16 protein-coding genes are annotated in these 18,773 nt (G+C 64.6%); 2 read left to right on the top strand and 14 right to left on the bottom strand.

Features of this window, described 5'->3' with window-relative positions:
- Positions 1-71: 71 nt before the first annotated feature.
- The 14 genes from phoU to U743_RS07040 form a co-directional block, all read right to left on the bottom strand.
- Entirely contained in the window at positions 72-797 is a 726-nt protein-coding gene (gene phoU, locus U743_RS06975) for a phosphate signaling complex protein PhoU (protein ID WP_198021963.1), read from the bottom strand.
- A gap of 514 nt (positions 798-1,311) precedes the next feature.
- Positions 1,312-2,148 carry a phosphate ABC transporter ATP-binding protein PstB gene (gene pstB, locus U743_RS06980; RefSeq protein ID WP_043766741.1) on the bottom strand — a complete coding sequence of 279 codons (837 nt, stop codon included), beginning with the start codon at positions 2,146-2,148 and terminating at the stop codon, positions 1,312-1,314.
- Between the two features lie 14 nt (positions 2,149-2,162).
- A complete protein-coding gene (gene pstA, locus U743_RS06985) occupies positions 2,163-3,845 on the bottom strand; it encodes a phosphate ABC transporter permease PstA (RefSeq protein WP_043766744.1) in 1,683 nt (560 codons plus the stop codon).
- Between the two features lie 9 nt (positions 3,846-3,854).
- Positions 3,855-6,038 carry an ABC transporter permease subunit gene (locus tag U743_RS06990; protein ID WP_198021964.1) on the bottom strand — a complete coding sequence of 728 codons (2,184 nt, stop codon included), beginning with the start codon at positions 6,036-6,038 and terminating at the stop codon, positions 3,855-3,857.
- Between the two features lie 257 nt (positions 6,039-6,295).
- Positions 6,296-7,255, bottom strand: a complete 960-nt coding sequence (locus U743_RS06995; protein WP_043766751.1) for a PstS family phosphate ABC transporter substrate-binding protein — start codon at positions 7,253-7,255, stop codon at positions 6,296-6,298.
- A 95-nt stretch (positions 7,256-7,350) separates the two neighbouring features.
- Complete coding sequence (locus U743_RS07000) at positions 7,351-8,508, bottom strand: OprO/OprP family phosphate-selective porin (RefSeq protein ID WP_043766754.1); 1,158 nt, start codon at positions 8,506-8,508, stop codon at positions 7,351-7,353.
- Between the two features lie 102 nt (positions 8,509-8,610).
- Positions 8,611-9,960, bottom strand: coding sequence for a phosphate regulon sensor histidine kinase PhoR (gene phoR, locus U743_RS07005; RefSeq protein ID WP_084191416.1), 1,350 nt, complete (start codon positions 9,958-9,960; stop codon positions 8,611-8,613).
- 15 nt (positions 9,961-9,975) lie between these two features.
- Positions 9,976-10,668 (bottom strand): phosphate regulon transcriptional regulator PhoB, encoded by a 693-nt coding sequence (gene phoB, locus U743_RS07010; protein ID WP_043766762.1) that lies wholly within the window; start codon positions 10,666-10,668, stop codon positions 9,976-9,978.
- Between the two features lie 67 nt (positions 10,669-10,735).
- Positions 10,736-13,336 (bottom strand): aminopeptidase N, encoded by a 2,601-nt coding sequence (gene pepN / locus U743_RS07015; RefSeq protein WP_052367639.1) that lies wholly within the window; start codon positions 13,334-13,336, stop codon positions 10,736-10,738.
- A gap of 37 nt (positions 13,337-13,373) precedes the next feature.
- Entirely contained in the window at positions 13,374-14,498 is a 1,125-nt protein-coding gene (locus U743_RS07020) for a beta-ketoacyl-ACP synthase III (protein WP_043766766.1), read from the bottom strand.
- Between the two features lie 64 nt (positions 14,499-14,562).
- Positions 14,563-15,951, bottom strand: coding sequence for an alpha/beta hydrolase family protein (locus U743_RS07025; protein WP_052367640.1), 1,389 nt, complete (start codon positions 15,949-15,951; stop codon positions 14,563-14,565).
- Positions 15,951-16,532 (bottom strand): NADPH-dependent FMN reductase, encoded by a 582-nt coding sequence (locus U743_RS07030; protein WP_043766770.1) that lies wholly within the window; start codon positions 16,530-16,532, stop codon positions 15,951-15,953. Before U743_RS07030 ends, U743_RS07025 begins: the two co-directional genes overlap by 1 nt.
- Positions 16,529-16,834, bottom strand: a complete 306-nt coding sequence (locus U743_RS07035) for a hypothetical protein (RefSeq protein WP_043766775.1) — start codon at positions 16,832-16,834, stop codon at positions 16,529-16,531. The genes U743_RS07030 and U743_RS07035 overlap by 4 nt, the downstream gene beginning before the upstream one ends.
- 3 nt (positions 16,835-16,837) lie before the next feature.
- Complete coding sequence (locus tag U743_RS07040) at positions 16,838-17,176, bottom strand: hypothetical protein (protein WP_043766781.1); 339 nt, start codon at positions 17,174-17,176, stop codon at positions 16,838-16,840.
- A gap of 14 nt (positions 17,177-17,190) precedes the next feature.
- On the opposite strand from U743_RS07040, the gene U743_RS07045 reads away from it, so the two are divergent.
- Positions 17,191-17,700, top strand: a complete 510-nt coding sequence (locus U743_RS07045) for an alpha/beta fold hydrolase (RefSeq protein ID WP_043766785.1) — start codon at positions 17,191-17,193, stop codon at positions 17,698-17,700.
- A gap of 85 nt (positions 17,701-17,785) precedes the next feature.
- On the top strand, positions 17,786-18,772 hold the full coding sequence (locus U743_RS07050; protein WP_052367643.1) for a hypothetical protein: 987 nt from the start codon (positions 17,786-17,788) through the stop codon (positions 18,770-18,772).
- Position 18,773: the final 1 nt, after the last annotated feature.

Raw genomic sequence — 18,773 nt, forward strand, 5'->3', positions numbered from 1 at the left:
AAGAGTGGCGGCGAAAAGCCGCTAGTGTAAAGCCTACTGGGGCCGCGCCCTTTCCCGGGCGATTGCCGCTGTCAGCGCTCGGCGCGGACCACTTCCTCGACTTGCTCCAGCGGGACATAGCGTACGTCGTGGCCCGTCACCATGAAAATGCTGTGCTCGGCCACATTGCGCGCGTGATCGCCGATACGCTCCAGCGCGCGCACGGCCCACATCAGGTCCACCGCTCGCTTGATGTTGCGCGGATCTTCCAGCATGTAGGTCATGTTCAGCCGGATGATCTCCTCGTGCTCGCGATCGACTTTGTCGTCCTCCCGAACCACCTGCAGGGCCGCCTCGGGGTCGAGTCGCGCGAAGGAATCCAGCGAGCCGCGCAGCATCTTCTGAACGTGCTGGCCCAGGTTTTCCGCCTCCGTGAAGGCATCGGCGTGCTTGCCGCGCGAGTCGGTAAGGCGCGTGGCCATGCGGTAGACCTTCTTCGCTTCATCACCGATGCGCTCCAGATCAACGATGACGCGCGAGACGGTCAGCACCAGCCGAAGATCGCTGGCTGTGGGCTGCCGGCGTGCGATGAGCTGAGTGATTGCCTGGTCGATGAAGACCTCAAGATGATTGACCTTGCGGTCCTCCGCCTTGACCTCCGACATGGCATTCGCCTTGCCCGAGGCCAGGGCCTCCACAGCGTCCGCGAGCACGCGCTCGACGATGCCGCCCATGGTGAGCACGCGCTCGCGCAGATCCTCGATCTCCGTATTGAACTGGTGCGAGATGTGACGGCCGAGAGAGGACTTGTCGATCATGGGGTGGCTCCGCGGGAGGGAATCGTTGTTTCAGTAGCTTTCAGTATGCCGGGGTGTGAGCGTGGGGCTTCTGCCGGGGGTGACTGCGTCCCTATCTTGCCGACTACAAGCCACCCGTGGCGAGACGGGCAGTGCCCGGGGAAGCCCCGGCCTGGACATCCATGGCCCGGGCGTGATGCGCGAAGAGCGATGCTGTTGCTACGACCAGCGAGTTCGCCTGCCATCCGTGGCGAAACGTGGATGGCCATGTCGCACCCCCGGCCCGGACTTCCTGTCCGGGCGCTCGACGCGCTGCGAAGCGCCACTGGCGCTTCGGTCGCGTCTCGCCCACTGGCAAATCGGTCGCTGGAGGCACGCGGCCTATTGAGGTTGGTGCTTCGTTGCACCGCCTCGCCAACGGCCGCCGCTGTCACAAAGTTCGGTCTTCCAGACCTCACTAAGTGACCCGGCCCGGGCCATCCATGGCCCGGGCGTGATGCGCGCTGCGATTTGCCACTGGCAAATCGGTCGCGCATCACCCAAACCTTCCCGTGATGTAGTCCTCGGTGGCTTTCTGGCCGGGGTTGGTGAAGATCTTGCGGGTATCGTCGAACTCGACGACCTTGCCGAGGTAGAGATAGGCCGTGTAGTCGGAAACGCGCGCGGCCTGCTGCATGTTGTGGGTGACGATGACGATGGTGTATTGCTTCTTGAGCTCGGTGATCAGCTCTTCCACCTTCGCCGTCGAGATGGGGTCGAGCGCTGAACACGGCTCGTCGAGCAGCAGCACCTCCGGCTCAATGGCGATGGCGCGGGCGATAACCAAACGCTGCTGCTGGCCGCCGGACATGCCGAAGGCGTTGTCGTCGAGGCGATCCTTCACCTCGTCCCATAGCGCGGCGCCACGCAGTGCGCGTTCCACCGACTCGGCCAGTGCGCGACGGTCGTTGACGCCCTGCAGTCGCAGGCCATAGGCAACATTTTCGAAGATCGACTTTGGGAAAGGGTTCGGCTTCTGGAAGACCATGCCGACGCGCCGGCGCAGCTCGGCGGCATCGACATCGGGACCCTGGATGCTATCGCCGTCTATGCGGATATCACCGGTGGTGCGGCAGATGTCGACCAGATCGTTCATGCGGTTAAAGCAACGCAGCAGCGTCGACTTGCCGCAGCCGGAAGGTCCGATGAAGGCTGTCACCTTGCCTTTCGGGATATCCAGTGTGATCCCATCGAGCGCCTGCGTATCGCCGTAAAAGAGATCCAGGTCGCGTACTTCGATGCAGGTCTTCTCGTCTGCCAGCGTGCGCTCGCTGCTCTCTCCGGTGAATTGGGGGGGCATCATCGATGGGGTGGCTGCTTCGGAAGCGGTCATGTCGAAATATCCGGCTAGTCGCTGTCGGCGCGATACTTCTCGCGCAGGCGGTTGCGAATGGCGATGGCGGTGAGATTGAGGCTAATGATGATGAACAACAGGATCAGCGAGGTGGCATAGACCAGCGGTCGAGCTGCCTCGACGTTGGGGCTCTGGAAGCCCACGTCGTAGATGTGGAAGCCCAAGTGCATGATCTTGCGGTCCAGATGCAGGAAGGGAAACTGCCCATCAATGGGCAGCGAGGGCGCCAGCTTGACGACCCCCACCAGCATCAGAGGCGCGACCTCCCCGGCGGCTCGTGCCACCGCCAGGATCAGCCCGGTCATCATCGCCGGGGCCGCCATGGGCAGAATGATGCGGCGCAGAGTCTCGGCCTTGGTCGCCCCCAGCGCGAGACTGCCTTCGCGCACGGCGCGCGGAATCCGTGTCAGGCCCTCCTCGGTCGCGACGATGACGACCGGCAGCGTCAGCAGAGCCAGCGTCAGCGAAGCCCAGAGCAGGCCGGGCGTACCGAATACCGGTTCCGGAGAGCGTTCCGGATAGAAGATGTCGTCGATGCTGCCGCCCATCGTGTAGACGAAGAATCCAAGGCCGAAGACGCCGAATACGATGGAGGGAACACCTGCCAGGTTGTAGACCGAGATGCGCACGATGCGCAGGAAGGTGCCCTGACGCGCGTACTCGCGCAGATAGATTGCGGCGATGACGCCGAAGGGCGTCACCACGATCGACATCAGCATCACCATCGTGATGGTGCCGAAGATGGCGGGGAAGATGCCCCCTTCGGTATTGGCCTCGCGCGGATAGCCAGTCACGAAGTCCTTGAAGCGCTCGACGTAGTAGAGCAGCTTGTCCCCCACCGACATGGCGTTGTTCGCCGACACCTGCACCAGCTTGGAGAGCTGCATGCGCTTTTCCTCCCCATCGGCAGTGCGCATAGTCAGTGCCGTGCGATTGAGTTCCTCCAGAAGTTTGTCGCGCTCTACACGCAGCTCCTGGTACTCGGCGTTCGCGGCCTCACGCTCGGCCTTGATCTCGGCCAGGCGCGCCTCGTACTCGGCCTCGCTCAGTTCGTCGCGGTTGTAGTCGAGCCCCTTCTCGTCGAGTCGCGTCTGCTCGATGCGGTAGTTGATCGCACCGATCTCGTAGCGATCGATCTGCTCCAGTTCCTGCACCTTGCGCCGGTTCTCGGCGAGAAGGGTCTTCAACTCATCGAGCGCGTCGTGGCCGGTGGCGATGACTTCGCCGTCGCGCCGCACGTCCACCAGATAGCCGTAGAAGTTGCCGTATTCGCGCCGCTCCAGCATGACCGCTGTGTCCGGCTTGCTGCGCTCGACGATGCGCGGTCCGAGCACCCACCGGAAATCACGCCCGTAGACGTCACGATTCCCGATCTTGAAGAGATAGCGCGTCAGTAACTCGTCCTCTCCGATGGACTCCGACAACCCGAGTTCCTTGGCCTGCACGGCCGTCAGGGTCTCGGTCTCGACGATCTCGCCGAGCAACGTGGTCGTCTCCTGGCTTCGCGCCTCGCGCACTTCGGCCTCGACCAGATCGGCGGGCCAGAAGTGGCCGAAGCCGCGGACGGCGATCAGCATGATCAGGCCGACCACCATGACCAGACTGATGGACAGGCCGCCCCCCACCATCCAGATCCAGGGGTCGCCGCTGGCGAACCAGTTTCGTGTCGTCGACATGGCGGTTCCCTAGAGGCTGCTGTATCGCTCGCGCAGGCGCTGGCGAACGATCTCGGAAATGGTGTTCACGACGAAGGTGAAGACCAGAAGCACAAGCGCCGCGAAGAAGAGCACGCGGAAATGCGTGCTGCCGACGGCGGTCTCTGGAAGCTCAACGGCAATATTCGCCGACAAGGTGCGCATACCTTCGAAGATGTTGAAGTTCACCACCGGGCTGTTGCCGGTGGCCATGAGCACGATCATCGTCTCGCCGACGGCGCGCCCGAATCCGATCATCACGGCCGAGAAGATGCCGGGGCTCGCCGTCAGCAGCACCACGCGGGTGACCGTCTGCCAGCGCGATGCGCCCAGGGCCAGCGATCCCTGCGTCAGATGCTTGGGCACCGTGAAGACCGCGTCCTCGGCAATCGAGAAGATCGTCGGAATGACTGCAAAACCCATGGCGATGCCCACCACCAGGGCGTTGCGCTGGTCGTAGGTAACCCCGATGTTGGTGAACCACTGGCGCATGTCGCCGCCGAAGAACCACAACTCGACCCACGGGCTCAGCGTGACCGCCACCCAGCCGGTCAGAAAGACCACCGGCACCAGCATCAGCGCTTCCCAGCCGTCCGGGATGCGCCTCAACACGGCTCGCGGCATCTGCCGCCAGAGCAGTGCGGCCAGCAGGAAGCCGAGCGGCAGCCCGAACAGCACCATGAAGACCATCGGGATGTTGGCTTCGACGAAGGGCGCCAGCCAGAGCCCGGCGAGAAAGCCGAGAATCACGGTCGGCAGAGCTTCCATCAGCTCAATGGTCGGCTTCACGGCACCCCGCATCCGCGGGTGCATGAAATAGGCCGTGTAGATCGCCGCAGCGATGGCGATCGGCGTGGCGAAGAGCATGGCGAAGAGCGCCGCCTTCAGCGTGCCAATGGTCAAGGGCACCATCGACAGCTTCGGCTCGAATGTATTGGAGCCGGAGGAGGCCTGCCAGACATACTCCGGCTCCTGCCGCCCCTCGTAGAGCACCTTCGACCAGAGCGCGCCGATCGAGAGGTCCGGATGCTCGTTCCACAGCTCGTAGAGCGTGAGCTCGCCGGCGCTGGTCTCGAAGAGCAATTGGTCGTCCACCGGTGACAGAGCGACCGCCACGATCGCGTCATCGCTGACCTTCTCGCGCAGCGTCGTACGCGAGGAAGTAGCGTAGTGCAGTTGCAATACCCCGTCCGCGTCGGCAGTGGCGAAGCCGCGGCGACCGTGATCGGCAGTGATTGCCGTGACCGGCGCATCGTGGGCATCGAAATCGCGCATATGCCGCAGCCGGAAAGTGTTGTCGGCCTCCCGGGTCAGTGTCCATTGCGCTAGGGCACCGTTCGAACCGCCCACGATCCAGGACTGCGAACCGTTGAGGAAAGCCATGCGCTCGATGGCGACATCACCCTCGAAGGCGCGCACCTCCCCAGCCAGCTGGGCCTGCTCGGGTCGATCGATATTGAAATAGAGCAGCCGACCGTCGTCGGTGGAGGCAATCAGATCCGACAGATTGGTACTGACCATGATCTGCGTGATGAATTGCGGCACCGGCCCCAGATCGTAGGACGTGACTTCGGCAGCGCCTGCCGGCCCGCCGAGGAATCCGCGGCTGGTCTTGACGCGCGCAAACACTAGACGGTTGTCTACGGTGAGCCCGGCAACGACTGCTCCCTCGGTACCTCCGGAGCCCTTCTGAACAGCCAGGCGTTGCAAGGCTTTGCCTTCGGGGTCGACCGTCAGCGGTTCTTCGCCGTAGGGGTACTTGAGCTCCGGAATGAGCACGCGCTCGTCATTCGGGAAGGTCAGCTCGTAATCATCCTCCACCACCACCGCGGTGCCATCCGAAAAACCATAGGCATGCGTACGCGTGCGTGGTTCGCCGCTGCGAAAGGCCGTAACACTCGCACCTTCGGCGCCGCTGACCTTGATCTGTTCGCGCAACTTGTTGTCAGCCAACCGCCAGAAGACGACCGTGCCGTCGCGGGTGAAGCGAGCGCCCAAGTCGCCGTAGCGCTCGAGCATCAGGGTCTGCGACTCCGCCTCAGTGTCTCCCGGCGCGCTCACCGTCTGCGGGTTATCGATGCTCGCGCTGCGCAAGATGGGCGCCACCTCGGAGAAGAGGTAGACGAAGATGAGGCCGAGGGCAATGACGACGGCACCGCCGCCAGCGCCGATCATCCACTTGACAGCTTTATCGGTTGCGTGCCGGCGCCTACGCCTGCGCATCAGCGCTTCCGCCGCTGGCAGATGAGTCGATCCCGCCCCTGTCGAATGCTGCGCCACGCGCGCCCCTTACGATTTCAAGGCTTTGAACAAGGTGGGCATCGCCCATTAGGACAATGCCCACCCACCCTATCGCTGCGTTGCGGCAGCGACTCTACCGCGATACGGACGGGCGCGACGCGCCGAGTCCGAAATCGTCTTCGATCGACCTCTTAGAGGCCGAGCTGCTCGCGCATACGCGCAGCGACCGGCGCCGGCAGCGGCACGTAGCCGTCCTTGGCGACGACTTCCTGACCCTGCTTGGAAAGCACCATCCGGAAGAACTCGCTCACCAGCGGCGAAACCTCTTCGTTGGGATGCTTGTTGACGTAGACGTAGAGCAGACGCGCCAATGGGTACTCGCCGGTGGCCGCGGACTCGCCGCTGATCTCCACGCAGTCGCCGTCGGTTTCCTCGGAGATCGCGATGGCCTTGACGCCCGAGGTCATGTAGCCGATGCCGGAATAACCGATGCCGTTCAGCGACTCGCTCACGCCCTGTACGACCGAGGCCGAGCCCGGCTGCTCGTTAATGCCGGCCTTGTAGTCGCCGCCGCAAAGGGCATTGTCCTTGAAGTAGCCGTAGGTGCCCGAAACCGCGTTACGCGAGTACAGCGCGAAGTCGCGATTATCCCAGGAGCCGTCTAGACCAACCTGGCCCCAGCGCGTGATGTCCTCCGGATGGCCGCAGCGACGCCCTTCCGAGAAGATCGCGTCGACCTGCGGGATCGACAGGCACTGCACGGGGTTGTCCTTGTTGACGTAGACCGCGAGCGCGTCGATGGCGACGCCCATCTTGGTGGGCGGGTAACCGTGCTTCTCCTCGAAGGACTGCACTTCGGAGGACTTCATCTCACGCGACATCGGCCCAAAGTTCGAGGTGCCCTGTGTCAACGCCGGCGGCGCGGTCGAGGAGCCTGCGCCCTGGATTTCGATGGTGACGTTGGGGTAGAACTCCTGGAACTCTTCGGCCCACAGCGTCATGAGGTTATTGAGCGTGTCCGAGCCAATGCTCACCACGCTGCCCGAGATGCCGGATACGGCTTCGTAGTCGGACAGATTCTCGTCAACCTGCGCGGCCGCGGGGAAACTCATGGCCACACCTAGGCCAGCGGCGATTGCGAACTTGCGCATTATCTGTAGCTCCTGATTCGGGAAAGGTGGGGCCCCATTCGTCGCCCCGTGCCGCGTATTGCATGACATCTTTGTTACATCTTGATGACAGCGCTTCAGAAAGCGAGCTGTGCACGCAGTGACAACAGATCAGGCTCGTCACCAACGAGCTCATCCTCGGCCATGCTGTAATTCAGCATGAAGCGCACATTGTTGTTCGGGTAGTAATTCACCCCGAAATCCATGGTCGTGAGTTCGGCGCCCGGTACGTTCTCGCGCTCGGCATACTGGTAGCGCGCTACCAGCTCGAAGGCGCCGATGGAGCCGCCGTCCGGCCGCGGCTTGCGCATGCGGCCCTGGCCAACGTCGTACAGACGCGGCGCCCCCGCACTGAGGGCATAACTGATCTGCCCGTAGTAGCTGTGAAAATCGTCGCTCGGCAGATTGTCGGCGTCGGCCGAGCCGGTCAGCCACTCCGCCTGAGCGGCCAGAGGGCCCAGCACGCCGGCCAGTTCCAGGTTGAGGCGCTCGACTTCGGCGCGCTCGCCAGTGATGTCGAAGAGCTGAAAGCGGCCGTCGTTGGAGCGACCGGCCGGCCGCAGGCGCACGCCGGCACCGTCGTCGTCGCTATTCTCCCACGCGAAGCTGGCGCCAATGTGCAGAGCGCGGTCGCGCTCCGCGAATGGGGCCGCGTAAACGCGCGTGACGGCGCCGAAGCCGTCGTCGGTGGCACGGCTGCCGCCGTCGGCAGCCTCGCGCAGGTTGTAGCCCGAGACCGCCCAACCAATATCGCCGCTGCGCCCGTGGTAACCGACACCGATGGCACGCGCGGTCATGGCATTGGAGACATGGCTGCGCTCGATCAGGGCGATGTCGTTGGAGCTCGTCAGTTCTTCGAAGCCCTGGAACTGCTTGAACTGGCCGATGATCAGGCGACCCGGCCCGAGTACGCGCGCCAGATAGGCATCCTTCAGGTCGGCGGCGTCGGTGGCGTTATCGAAAGTGATGTTGTAGCTCCAGTTGCGGACATGGCCGCTCACCCCGATACGCGCGCGACGGATAAAGGCACCCGAATCACGCTCGATGACGTCGCTGCTGTACATATTGGCGTCGGCGTGCACGCGTGCACTTAATCGCGCCGCGAAACTGCCGTCATCCGCGCTGATGGCAAGCTTTCCATCGGTGTCGATAGTGACTGCAGCCGCCGAGGTACTCATAAGCGCGAGCGCTGAAAAAGCGCCGATTTTCAGGCGCTGCCAATCCGAAGTGGTCATTATTTCTCCCTGAGTAAAGACCGAGTATTCACGCGTTATTTTGATACGTGTCACAAAAGTGTAACGATCTTTCAGTCGGCGTTTTCTCTCTTCCTGACCGACCTATTCCGCACGCGAGATTCGGTAGGACGGAAACCGGCAGATAAAGACACTGCCCTGCCCCGGCGTGCTCTCGACGTCCAACGTACCTTCGTGATGCTCGAGGGCGTGCTTGACGATGGCCAAGCCCAGGCCGGTGCCGCCACTGGCGCGCGAGCGTCCGACGTCGACGCGGTAGAAGCGCTCTGTCAGCCGCGGGATGACCTCCGGATCGATACCGATACCACTATCGGCCACACGCAGGACTGCTTCATCGCCGGATTCGACTGCCCAGCGCAGGTGGATGCGACCGCCCTCGGGGGTATAACGCACGGCATTGCTGAGAAGGTTGCCGACGATGCTCTGCAGCTCGCTCTGGCGGCCGTTGAGCATCAGTCCGGAATCGAGTTCGGCGTCGATCTCATGGGAGCCCGCCGAGAGTTGCCGCGCCTCCGCGAGGCTGCTTTCGATCACGTCCGGCATGTCCACGGCATCGCCGCGGGGAGCGGGCGTCTCAGCCTCGAGTCGCGCCAGCTTGAGCAGATCCTCAAGCAGTGTCTCCATGCGCGTTAGCTGGCGCCGCATCTCATCGAGGGGTGCCGCCCACGGCGCCAGCGGGCCGTCAGCCTTCACAGCCTCGGGTCGCATCATGTCGACGTAGCCGGCAAGCACGGTCAGCGGCGTACGCAGCTCGTGTGAGGCGTTGGCAACAAAATCGCGCCGCATGCGGTCCAGCCGCCTCGACTCGGAAACGTCGCGCGCGATGAGAAGCCGCTGGCCGTTGCCGTAGGGGATCAGGCGCAGGCTGAGTGTGGTCTGCGGGTCCATCGGCGAGGGCAGGTGCAGATCCTCGGCGTAATTCTGGCCGTCAACGTAGCGCGAGAAGCCCGGGTCGCGGATGAGGTTGTTGACCCGGTTGCCGATGTCTTGCGGCGAGCGCAGCCCGAACAGCGTTTGCGCAGCGCTATTGAACCAAGCGATCTCTCCGCGCGGTGAGACGACGACAGCGCCATCGGGCAGCGCGGCGGTGGACGCCTGAAACTCGCTGAGGATCGAGGCCAGCTTGCGCTTGCGACCGCGCGCGCGCCGCTGGGTTTCGTAAAGGGCTTCGAAGATCACGCCCCAGATGCCCGCGGAATCGGGTAGCTCGCTGCGCTGCGGCTGCTGACTCCAAAGCGCGAGGCAATAGAGCTGGCGCAGATGGAAACCCATCAGAAGCAGTAGCGCCGTGGCCATGCCCAAATGCGGCGCTTCCAGCGTCCAGCCGACGAGCCAGCCCAGCGCCAGACTCAGGAGCAGTCGGCGGAATTCGGTCAGCCACGCGCTGCGCATGCGGCGATTGGGCGCCGACCCGCTTGTCTCCCCCTGCGCCATCCGCCCTCCCCAGGCTCAGATCTTGTCCGAGAAACGATACCCCGTACCGCGCACCGTCTGAATCATGCCGTCACAGCCGAAGGGCGCCAGGGCCTTACGCAAGCGGCGAATGTGCACATCGACCGTGCGCTCCTCGACATAAACGTTCTGGCCCCAGACCCGATCGAGCACCTGCTCGCGCGTGTAGACGCGCTCCGGATGGCTGGCAAAGAAATGCAGCAGACGGTACTCGGTCGGGCCCAGACGGACCTGCTGGCCGTTAGCCGTCACGCGCTGGCTGGCGGTATTGACGCTGAGCCCCGCCACGTCGATGCACTCGCTGTCTCCGCCCGGCACCGCACGTCGCATCACGGCCTGGATCCGCGCGATCAGCTCCGGGAAAGAAAAGGGTTTCGTGACGTAGTCGTCGGCGCCGACGTTCAGACCACGCACGGTGTCATCCGACTCGGTGCGCGCCGTGACCATGATCAGCGGGATGTCGCGCGTGGTTGGCTGGGACTTCAGCTCACGCGCGTAGTCCACCCCCGAAGTGCCCGGCAGCATCCAGTCCAGCAGAATGAGATCGGGCCGTTCGTCCGCGACACTGATCCGCGCGACCTCCACATCCTCGGCCTCGATCACTTCATAGCCTTCCCGCTGCAGCGCGAAACGGATCATCTCGCGAATGCCCGCTTCGTCTTCAACTACCAGTATGCGATTGTCAGCCACGGTTATTACGCATTTATTGCCTGGCGGCGAGCGTATTGCGGTTAGGTGACAGTTTCGTGACAGCCGGCTAATCCAGCGCTGCGTCGAGCATCTCGCGCAGGTGCACGGATCGCGTCTTGGTGCGCAGTGTCGCCGCAGCCTCGCGCTGCCAATCCGCCCACGGCGCCTCCAGACGAGCAAAGCCGAGCAACGGCCGGCTCATACGTGCCGCCAGCTGCGGATTGCTGCCGTCGAGGCGCTCCAGGACCTCGGCAAAAAGCGTGTAGCCCGCCTCCGTGTGGAAATGCGCCAGATTCTCGCGCGCGAAGCTGCCTGCAACCGCACGCATCCGGTTCGGGTTCTGCCAGTCGAAATCCTCGTGCGCCAGCAAGCCGCGCAGCGCCTCGACATCGGTGTGCCGCGCCGCAGCGCTGACGGCAAACCAGCGGTCGAGCACCAGCGGTTGACTGCGCCAGCGTTCGTAGAAACTGGCCGAGGCGACCGCCAAGTCGCTGCTGTGGGTCTGCGACAGTGCCGTCAGCGCGCCCAGCGACAGCGTCATATTGGTCGCTTCCGTGCGCTGGCGCGCGAGCGCACGCGTGGAGTCGGCATCGATCAGCACCAGATAGTCGAGCGCCAGAACGGTCAGCGCGCGCTCCCCGGCTTGCTCATCACCGACTGGTTGGCGCTGCGCCCAGACCGACAGCGGCCCGCACAGCGCGCGCGCGATAGCCAGCTTCTGCTGTTCCAGGGCCTCCACGAAGCGCTGCGGATCAACGCGCGGATACTGCTCCCACAGCCAGGCGCTGCGCGGGGCCGCCAGCAACTGTGCGGTCAGCGCCTCGTCTTCGGGCGGGTTTGCCGCAATGCGCTGCAGTGTGTTGAGCAGCGGCTCCAGGACGGTCCCGTCGTCGCGCATGAGCGCAGCGTGCGCGCGCGCCTGCATCTGCTGCAACGCATCCCAGCGGGCAAAAGCATCGCGCTCCTGCACGGCGATGCGCTGCAGCTCCAGGGCATTGAAATCACTCTCGACGATCACCGGCGCCGAGAAGCCGAGCAGGGGCACCGGCAACAACGGCTGATCGCTGGGGACATCCAGCGTCAGTGTATCGGCTTCCATCAGCAGCATGTCCTCGCCGATGCGTGCGGGGTGCTCGGGTAGTGCGACTGGCTCCCCTGCCCCGTCGAGCAGGCGCAGACGCAGCGGGATGGGCAGTGGCTTCTTGTTAGCCTGCCCAGGCGTCGCCGGGGTGTGCTGGGAGAAGCGCAGCCGCATGCAGCCTGCCTCGGCGTCCCATTCGCGCGTCAGACTCAGCCGCGGCGTGCCGGCCTGACCGTACCAGGCCAGGAAGGGCGTGAGATCGACGCCCGAGGCCTCGGCCAGGGCGTTGACGAAATCCTCAATGGTCGCGGCGGTGCCGTCGTGGACGCTCAGGTAGCGACGCAGACCTTCGCGAAAGGCCTCCTCGCCGATGCACGTATGCAGCATGCGCACGATCTCGGCACCCTTCTCGTAGACCGTAGCCGTGTAGAAGTTATTGACTTCCTTGTAGGCCTCGGGTCGTACCGGATGCGCCGTCGGGCCTGCATCCTCGGGGAACTGCATCGCCCGCAGCATGCGCACCTGGTCGATGCGCTGTACCTCGGCGCCGAGCACGTCCTCGGAGAAGCGCTGATCGCGGAAGACGGTCAGCCCCTCCTTCAGCGACAGCTGGAACCAGTCGCGGCAGGTGACGCGGTTGCCGGTGTAGTTGTGGAAGTATTCGTGGGCGATGACGGCGGTGATGGCGTCGAAGGTGGCGTCGGTGGCGGTCTCCGGCGAAGCCAGCACCAGTGCCGAGTTGAAGATGTTCAGCCCTTTGTTCTCCATCGCGCCCATGTTGAAGGCGCGCGCAGCCACGACCATGTAGGTATCCAGATCGTAGGCCAGGCCGAAGGTCTCTTCGTCCCAGCGCATGGCACGCTTGAGCGCACCCATGGCGTGATCGACGAGGCCCTCATTGCCGTGATCGACATAGAACTCGAGCGCGATGTCGCGACCCTCGCTGGTCCGGTAGCTGTCGCGCACCACAGCCAGGTCACCGGCGACCATCGCGAAGAGATAGCAGGGTTTGGCGAAAGGGTCTTCCCAGACAGCGAAATGCAGTCCCTCGCCTTCCTCGCCACGCTCGACGCAGTCGCCGTTAGCGAGCAGCAGCGGGAAACGCACGCGCTCGGCGCTCAGCCGCACGCGGAAGCGGGCCAGCACGTCCGGTCGGTCGATGTAGGGCGTGATGCGCGAAAAGCCGTGCGCCTCGCACTGTGTGCAGTACATCGGTCCCGAGGCATAGAAGCCTTCGAGTGCCGTGTTGGCTTCGGGCTTGATGATGCAGCGCGTGGTTAGCTCGAAGCGCTCCGGCAGCTGCTCGACGTAGAAACCCTCGGCCTCGTGGCGGATACGCGCCTCGGATACCGCTTCGCCATCGACTTCCAGCGCGCGCAGATCCAGCTCGCGCGCGTCCAGCCAGAGCGGTGCCTCTGGGTCGGCGCCTTCGCATCGACGCACCTGCAGGCGGGCACGGACTTCGGTCTCGGTGTCGATGCGCACGTCGAGCTCGATCGCGTCGATGTCGTAATCGGGCGGACGATAGTCACTGCGCAGGATGCGCGTGTCCGTCGCGGTGGGAACCTGCCGGGCTTCGTCGGCCATGGCTCGGCCTCCTGTTGCGGTGAGTGGCGCGCGGCTATCAGTGCCGGCGCATGACAACGCTGCCCGCCGAATAGCCGGCACCGAAGCCGCTGAGCACCACGATATCGCCTGCGGCGATGTCGGCGCGGTGCTTGTGGAAAGCGATGACCGAGCCCGCCGAGCTGGTATTGGCGTACTCGTCGAGGATCACCGGCGCATCGTCGCGCGTGGCATCGCGGCCGAGCACGCGACGCGCGATGTACTCGTTCATGCCCAGATTCGCCTGATGCAGGTAGAAGCGGCGCACACTGTGCGGGTCGATGTCGAGGTCGCGCAGATGCCCGCCGATCAACTCCGACACCATGGGCACCACGTCCTTGAAGACCTTGCGCCCGTTCTGCACGAAGAGGCGATCGGCATCCGAACGCGGCGGATCCTCGGAACGATTCAGAAAGCCGGCGTTGTTGCGGATATTGTTCGAGAACTGGGTGCGCAGGCGCGTGCCCAGCACCTCGAAATCTCCCGGCTCCGGGCCGGTCTCGCTGCCGGTGACGAGCACAGCCGTGGCGGCATCGCCAAAGATGAAGTGCGAGTCGCGATCGCGGAAATTGAGGTGGCCACTGCAGATCTCCGGGCTCACCACCAGCACGGCGCGCGCGCTGCCATTGCGCACGGCATCGGCGGCGGTCTGGATGCCGAAGGCGGCCGAGGCGCAGGCGACATTCATGTCGTAGCCCCAGCCCTCGATACCAAGCGCTGCCTGCAGCTCGACGGCGACCGCCGGATAGGCGCGCTGCATATTCGAGCAGGCGACGATGACGCCATCGACATCCTCGGCCGCCATGCCGGCCTGCGCCAGCGCCTCGCGGCAGGCCGCCTCGCCGATCTCGCACATGACCGAGGGCTCGTCGTTGCCGCGTGTGCGCAACCGCGGCCGCATGCGCTCGGGATCGAGGACACCCTCGCGGTCCAGCACGTAGCGCGATTTGATGCCGGAGGCCTTCTCGATGAACTCGGCCGCGGATGGCACCAGCGGCTCGGTATCACCGCGGGCGATGGCATCGGCATGCTCGGAGTTGTAGTTCGCAACGTACTGATTGAAGCTCTCGACCAGCTCCTCGTTGCTAATGCTGTGCTCGGGCGTGTACAGCCCGCTTCCTCGGATCAGCACCGTCTGCGCCATGGGCTCGCTGCGCTCTGTCTTTGTTGGGGAATGATGAGGCGGCAGTGTAGCCGAGAGAAGCCCCTTAGCGGCGCGGCCACTCGGCCATCTGCATGGCCTCGCGCAGCGTACGCATAACAATGCCGGAACCGCGGAAGGTGACGTGCCCGCCCGGATACCAGTGCGGCGTGACCTGCCAGTGCGCGGCCAGCTTGGCCACTTCCGCCGGCGGCACCAGACGATCGGCCAGCCCACCGAAGACGTAGCGCCGCTGCACCGGCAGCGCGCAGGCCCGCGCCAGCGGTGAAACCGGCGTCAGCACCTCGCGCAATAGATCGGGATCGGCACCCTGCTGGGCAAAATACTTCTGGTGCAGGTCAGGCAGGTTCGGCCACAGCACGCTGGGCAGATCCGATACCGGGATGCCGGCGATGGCGAAATCCAGCTGCTCGAAGCCGGCGAGCAGCGCCGTGTTGTAACCACCCAGCGAGAATCCCAGCGCGCCGATGCGCTGCGCGCCGCGCGCGCGCAGCCAAGCCAGATGCCGGCGCAGGTCCCACAGCGTCTGGCACTCGGCGTGGAAGAGATCGCGCAGATCACCGTCGAGGAACTGGTCGCCTGTGCGCCGCCCGGCGCGACGCGGCCCGTGCAGCGGCAGCACAGGCATCAGCAGATTCAGGCCGTACTTCTCGTGCAGGACCTTGGGCGGAAACAGAGAGAAATCCAGCAGCGGATGCCCCATGCGATACCCGTGCACACAGAGCAGCCAGGGCCGATCCTCGCCTTCATGTTCGAAGACCCAGGCCGCCGTCTGGCGATTGGACTCGTAGGCCATGTAGTGATCGGCGCCCGGAATCTCCGGGTGCGCAGCGAAATCACTGTCGAAATGCAGCACGCGGAAGTCCTGCCCGAGCGCGCGGCGCGGCTGCCATTCGACGTGATCCGGAGGCTCGGGCCGCTGATGCAGGCCCGCAGCGTCGCGGTCGAAGCCCAGCCGCTGCACGGCAGCTCGCTGCGCTTTCAGCGCCTCGATGCAATCGTCGGCGTCACCGCCGCCGGGCACCGAGGCCGTGGCCGAGAAGTAGCCGAGCAGTGCCTCATCCAGAGCGGTGCGTGCATAGATGCCGATCTCCCGAGGCACCAGCGGCACATTGTCGACCTCGGGCATCAACCGCAGTCCTTCGCGGCCGGCAAGCACGAAGCTGCCCACGGAAAGCAAGGCGCCGAGGAAGGCGCCGTTGTCGAAGGTCCAAAAGAAGAGGCCCAGCAGCATGCCCAACAAGCCACCCACGGCCATCATGCGGGTAATGCGCGGATCGCCCGGCATCAGTAGCAGCGCCACGCCCGAACTCAGCAACAGCGCGCCGGGCCAGATGGTGAAGATCAGCCCCCAGCCGCTGCCGGCATTCAGCCAGCACAGGCCGGCGAAGACGGGCAGCAATGCCCAGAAATTGTAGCGTTGCGGTGCCAGCATCAATTCGCTCCCTTTGCCGCGCGCACCCAGAAGAGCAGGTCATCGATGACTGCGGCAAGCGCCTGCTGGCGCTTGGCGTCGCGCAGCAGGCCCGAATCATCGAAGGCATCGCCGGCACCTGGCAGCGCCAGCTGTGCGGGCACAACCAGCGCGCCGAGATTGCCCAGGATCTCGCGCACGTGGCGCAGGCCGCGCATACCGCCCAGTCCGCCGGGCGATGCTGCGATCAGCGCCATGGGCTTGCCGCCGAAGCAGCGCGCCGCCGGCAGTTCCTCATTCGGACGCGAGACCCAGTCGATGATGTTCTTGAGCAGCGGCGTGATCGAGCCGTTGTATTCCGGACAGGCGATCAGCACACCATCGGCTTCGGCGAAGGCGCGCTTGAGGCGTATGGCTGCGTCGGGCAACCCTTCGCGCGCCTCCAGATCCTGATCCATCAGCGGCAGCGCGCGCAGATCGTCAGGGCTCACCATCTCGGTTTCCCGACCGGTACCGTCAAGCAGACCGCGCGCAACACCAAGCAAACGCGTGTTGAAGGATTCGGCGCGCAGCGAGCCGCTGAGACACAGGAACTGATTCATTGCGGTGCTCCGAGCATTTGAATGCCGACCATGACGACGACGATGGCCACCCCCCAGCCCAGCCCCTGCAGGGCCGGCCACAGCGGCCAGCGACGACGCAGCGACTGGAAACAAAGGGCGCCCGCGCCTGCCACTACCAGCGCCAGCAGCGAAACAACGATGGTGCCTTCGAGGGTGTCCTGATAGCGCGGATACTCGCCGACATAGACGGAAAGCAGCAGGGCGACCACCGCCAAGGTAACCGTGAATGTCATCCCCAGGGCCAGCAACACCACGTTGAGGATCTGCAGCGCGCGCAGCATGGATCAGCCCTTGTCGTTTTCGTTATCGGCGCGGCGGCGGGTACGAAACCAACTCGCCGCGGGCAGGATCTCTGCGACGACCTTGGGCTGGCTGACGCCGGCGCGCAACATCAGCAACGCGAAACTGCGCGCGATTCGGTCGCGGTACTGGAAGACGTTGCCTACCATCGGGATACTGCGCTCATTGAGCATGGTCACCTTATCGCCTTCTTCCTCACCGAAGCGGAAGGCCAGCGTTACCTGCACATCAAGCGGCTCCCGCCGCTTGCGACGGGCTGCGAAGCGGGCGGATAGACTGCGCTTGTCGCCGCCTGCCTCATCCTCTTTTTTCTTCCGGGCCATAACGACCGTCTCCCATGCCCAACAGCGATGCCCTGATCTGCTTCAACCACGGCAAGGAAAGCGGGCCGTGGGGTACCAAGATCACGCGACTGGCCGAGATCGGCCGGGCGCGTGGCTTCGCCGTGATGTCTCCGGATTATACGCACACCATGGACCCGGACGAGCGCCTAGCCCAGCTCCTTGAAGCCGCGCCACAAGGCCGGCCACTGGTGCTGGTTGGCTCCAGCATGGGCGGCTACGTCGCCGCCCACGCCTGCGCCCGGCTGACCCCGGACGCACTCTTTCTGATGGCACCGGCGCTCTATTTCCCGGGCTGGGAAAGTGAGCCCGCCGGCATCCCCGCGCACTGCGAGGTATTGCACGGCGCCCAGGACGATATCGTGCCGCCGGCGGTGGCCGAGCGCTTCTGCGCCACGCGTGGCGCGCTCCTCCACATGCTCGACGCTGGTCACAGCCTCAATGAACGCCTCGAGGAAGTCGCACAGCGCTTCGATGCCTTCCTCGCCGCGCTCGACAGCGACTGACGCGCGCGTACCGGGTACGCGGGACGCGCGAAGTGCTCGCGCCGCCGCAAGATTCCGGTCTTCAACGGCTTCCGGGGGACGCTTCATGAAGGATTTCCAGATCGGCGAGATCATCAGCCTGCTCTCGCGCAGCGCTGCCTTTCTCGTTTTCCGCTTCCTGATCTATCTGGGCATCACGCTGGCCTACGTGCTCGGCGCTGGCGTCGGCGCCGGAACCGGCTGGCTGGTGGGCTCGATCGGCGACAACGCGGCCGGCTTCAGTGCCTGGGGCGGCCTGATTGGCTTCGGGCTGGTGGGGGCGGCGGTCTATCTGCTGCGCGAGTATCTGCTCTATCTGGTCAAGGCCGGACATATCGCCGTACTGGTCGAGCTGATGGCCGGACGCGAGGTCCCCGGCGGCCGTGGCCAGATCACCTACGCCCAGGAGATCGTGAAGAAGCGCTTCGGTGAATCCTCCGTACTCTTTGCCGTCGACCAGCTGATCAAGGGCGTTATCAATGCCTTCAATCGCGCCTTCTTCACCATCGCCAGCTTCCTGCCCATCCCGGGCAGCCAGGGCCTTGTCGGTTTCCTCAACACGGTGCTGCGCCTGTCGCTGACCTATCTTGACGAGGTCATCCTCGCCTACAACATTCGCACCGGCTCGGATGACCCTTGGGGCTCCAGCCGCAGCGCGCTCATTCTCTACGCGCAGAACTACAAGGCCTTCCTGAAGAACGCCTTCTTCCTTGCCTTCGTCATCTGGGGACTGACCTTCCTCGTCTTCCTGATCGCGCTGGCGCCGGCGGCGGGGCTGGTTGCGTTGTTCCCGGGCAGCGCAGGGGCGCTCAGTCTGGTCATCGCGCTCGTTTTCGCCTGGGCCATCAAGCAGGCCGTTATCGAGCCCTTCGGCATGGTGGCGCTGATGCAGGTCTTCGAGAAGGTAACCGCCGGCCAGACCCCCGACGCCGAATGGGAAGCCAAGCTGGAGAGCCTCAGCAGCAAGTTCGGCGAACTCACCAGCCGGGCGGGTGGATCGACGAGCAGCCCCGCAAGCCAGACCACGCAGGCGGGCGCAGAAAATCCTTCCTAGG

The organism is Algiphilus aromaticivorans DG1253, assembly GCF_000733765.1.
GTDB classification, from domain to species: Bacteria; Pseudomonadota; Gammaproteobacteria; order Nevskiales; family Nevskiaceae; genus Algiphilus; species Algiphilus aromaticivorans.

Coding starts and splice junctions, on each gene's coding strand:
- U743_RS07040 (WP_043766781.1), bottom strand. CDS start 17,176: ATGGCCCGGAAGAAAAAAGAGGATGAGGCAGGCGGCGACAAGCGCAGT.
- phoU (WP_198021963.1), bottom strand. CDS start 797: ATGATCGACAAGTCCTCTCTCGGCCGTCACATCTCGCACCAGTTCAAT.
- U743_RS07000 (WP_043766754.1), bottom strand. CDS start 8,508: ATGACCACTTCGGATTGGCAGCGCCTGAAAATCGGCGCTTTTTCAGCG.
- U743_RS07030 (WP_043766770.1), bottom strand. CDS start 16,532: ATGAATCAGTTCCTGTGTCTCAGCGGCTCGCTGCGCGCCGAATCCTTC.
- pepN (WP_052367639.1), bottom strand. CDS start 13,336: ATGGCCGACGAAGCCCGGCAGGTTCCCACCGCGACGGACACGCGCATC.
- pstA (WP_043766744.1), bottom strand. CDS start 3,845: ATGTCGACGACACGAAACTGGTTCGCCAGCGGCGACCCCTGGATCTGG.
- U743_RS07045 (WP_043766785.1), top strand. CDS start 17,191: ATGCCCAACAGCGATGCCCTGATCTGCTTCAACCACGGCAAGGAAAGC.
- U743_RS07050 (WP_052367643.1), top strand. CDS start 17,786: ATGAAGGATTTCCAGATCGGCGAGATCATCAGCCTGCTCTCGCGCAGC.
- U743_RS07035 (WP_043766775.1), bottom strand. CDS start 16,834: ATGCTGCGCGCGCTGCAGATCCTCAACGTGGTGTTGCTGGCCCTGGGG.
- phoR (WP_084191416.1), bottom strand. CDS start 9,960: ATGGCGCAGGGGGAGACAAGCGGGTCGGCGCCCAATCGCCGCATGCGC.
- U743_RS07020 (WP_043766766.1), bottom strand. CDS start 14,498: ATGGCGCAGACGGTGCTGATCCGAGGAAGCGGGCTGTACACGCCCGAG.
- U743_RS06990 (WP_198021964.1), bottom strand. CDS start 6,038: ATGATCGGCGCTGGCGGCGGTGCCGTCGTCATTGCCCTCGGCCTCATC.
- U743_RS07025 (WP_052367640.1), bottom strand. CDS start 15,951: ATGCTGGCACCGCAACGCTACAATTTCTGGGCATTGCTGCCCGTCTTC.
- U743_RS06995 (WP_043766751.1), bottom strand. CDS start 7,255: ATGCGCAAGTTCGCAATCGCCGCTGGCCTAGGTGTGGCCATGAGTTTC.
- pstB (WP_043766741.1), bottom strand. CDS start 2,148: ATGACCGCTTCCGAAGCAGCCACCCCATCGATGATGCCCCCCCAATTC.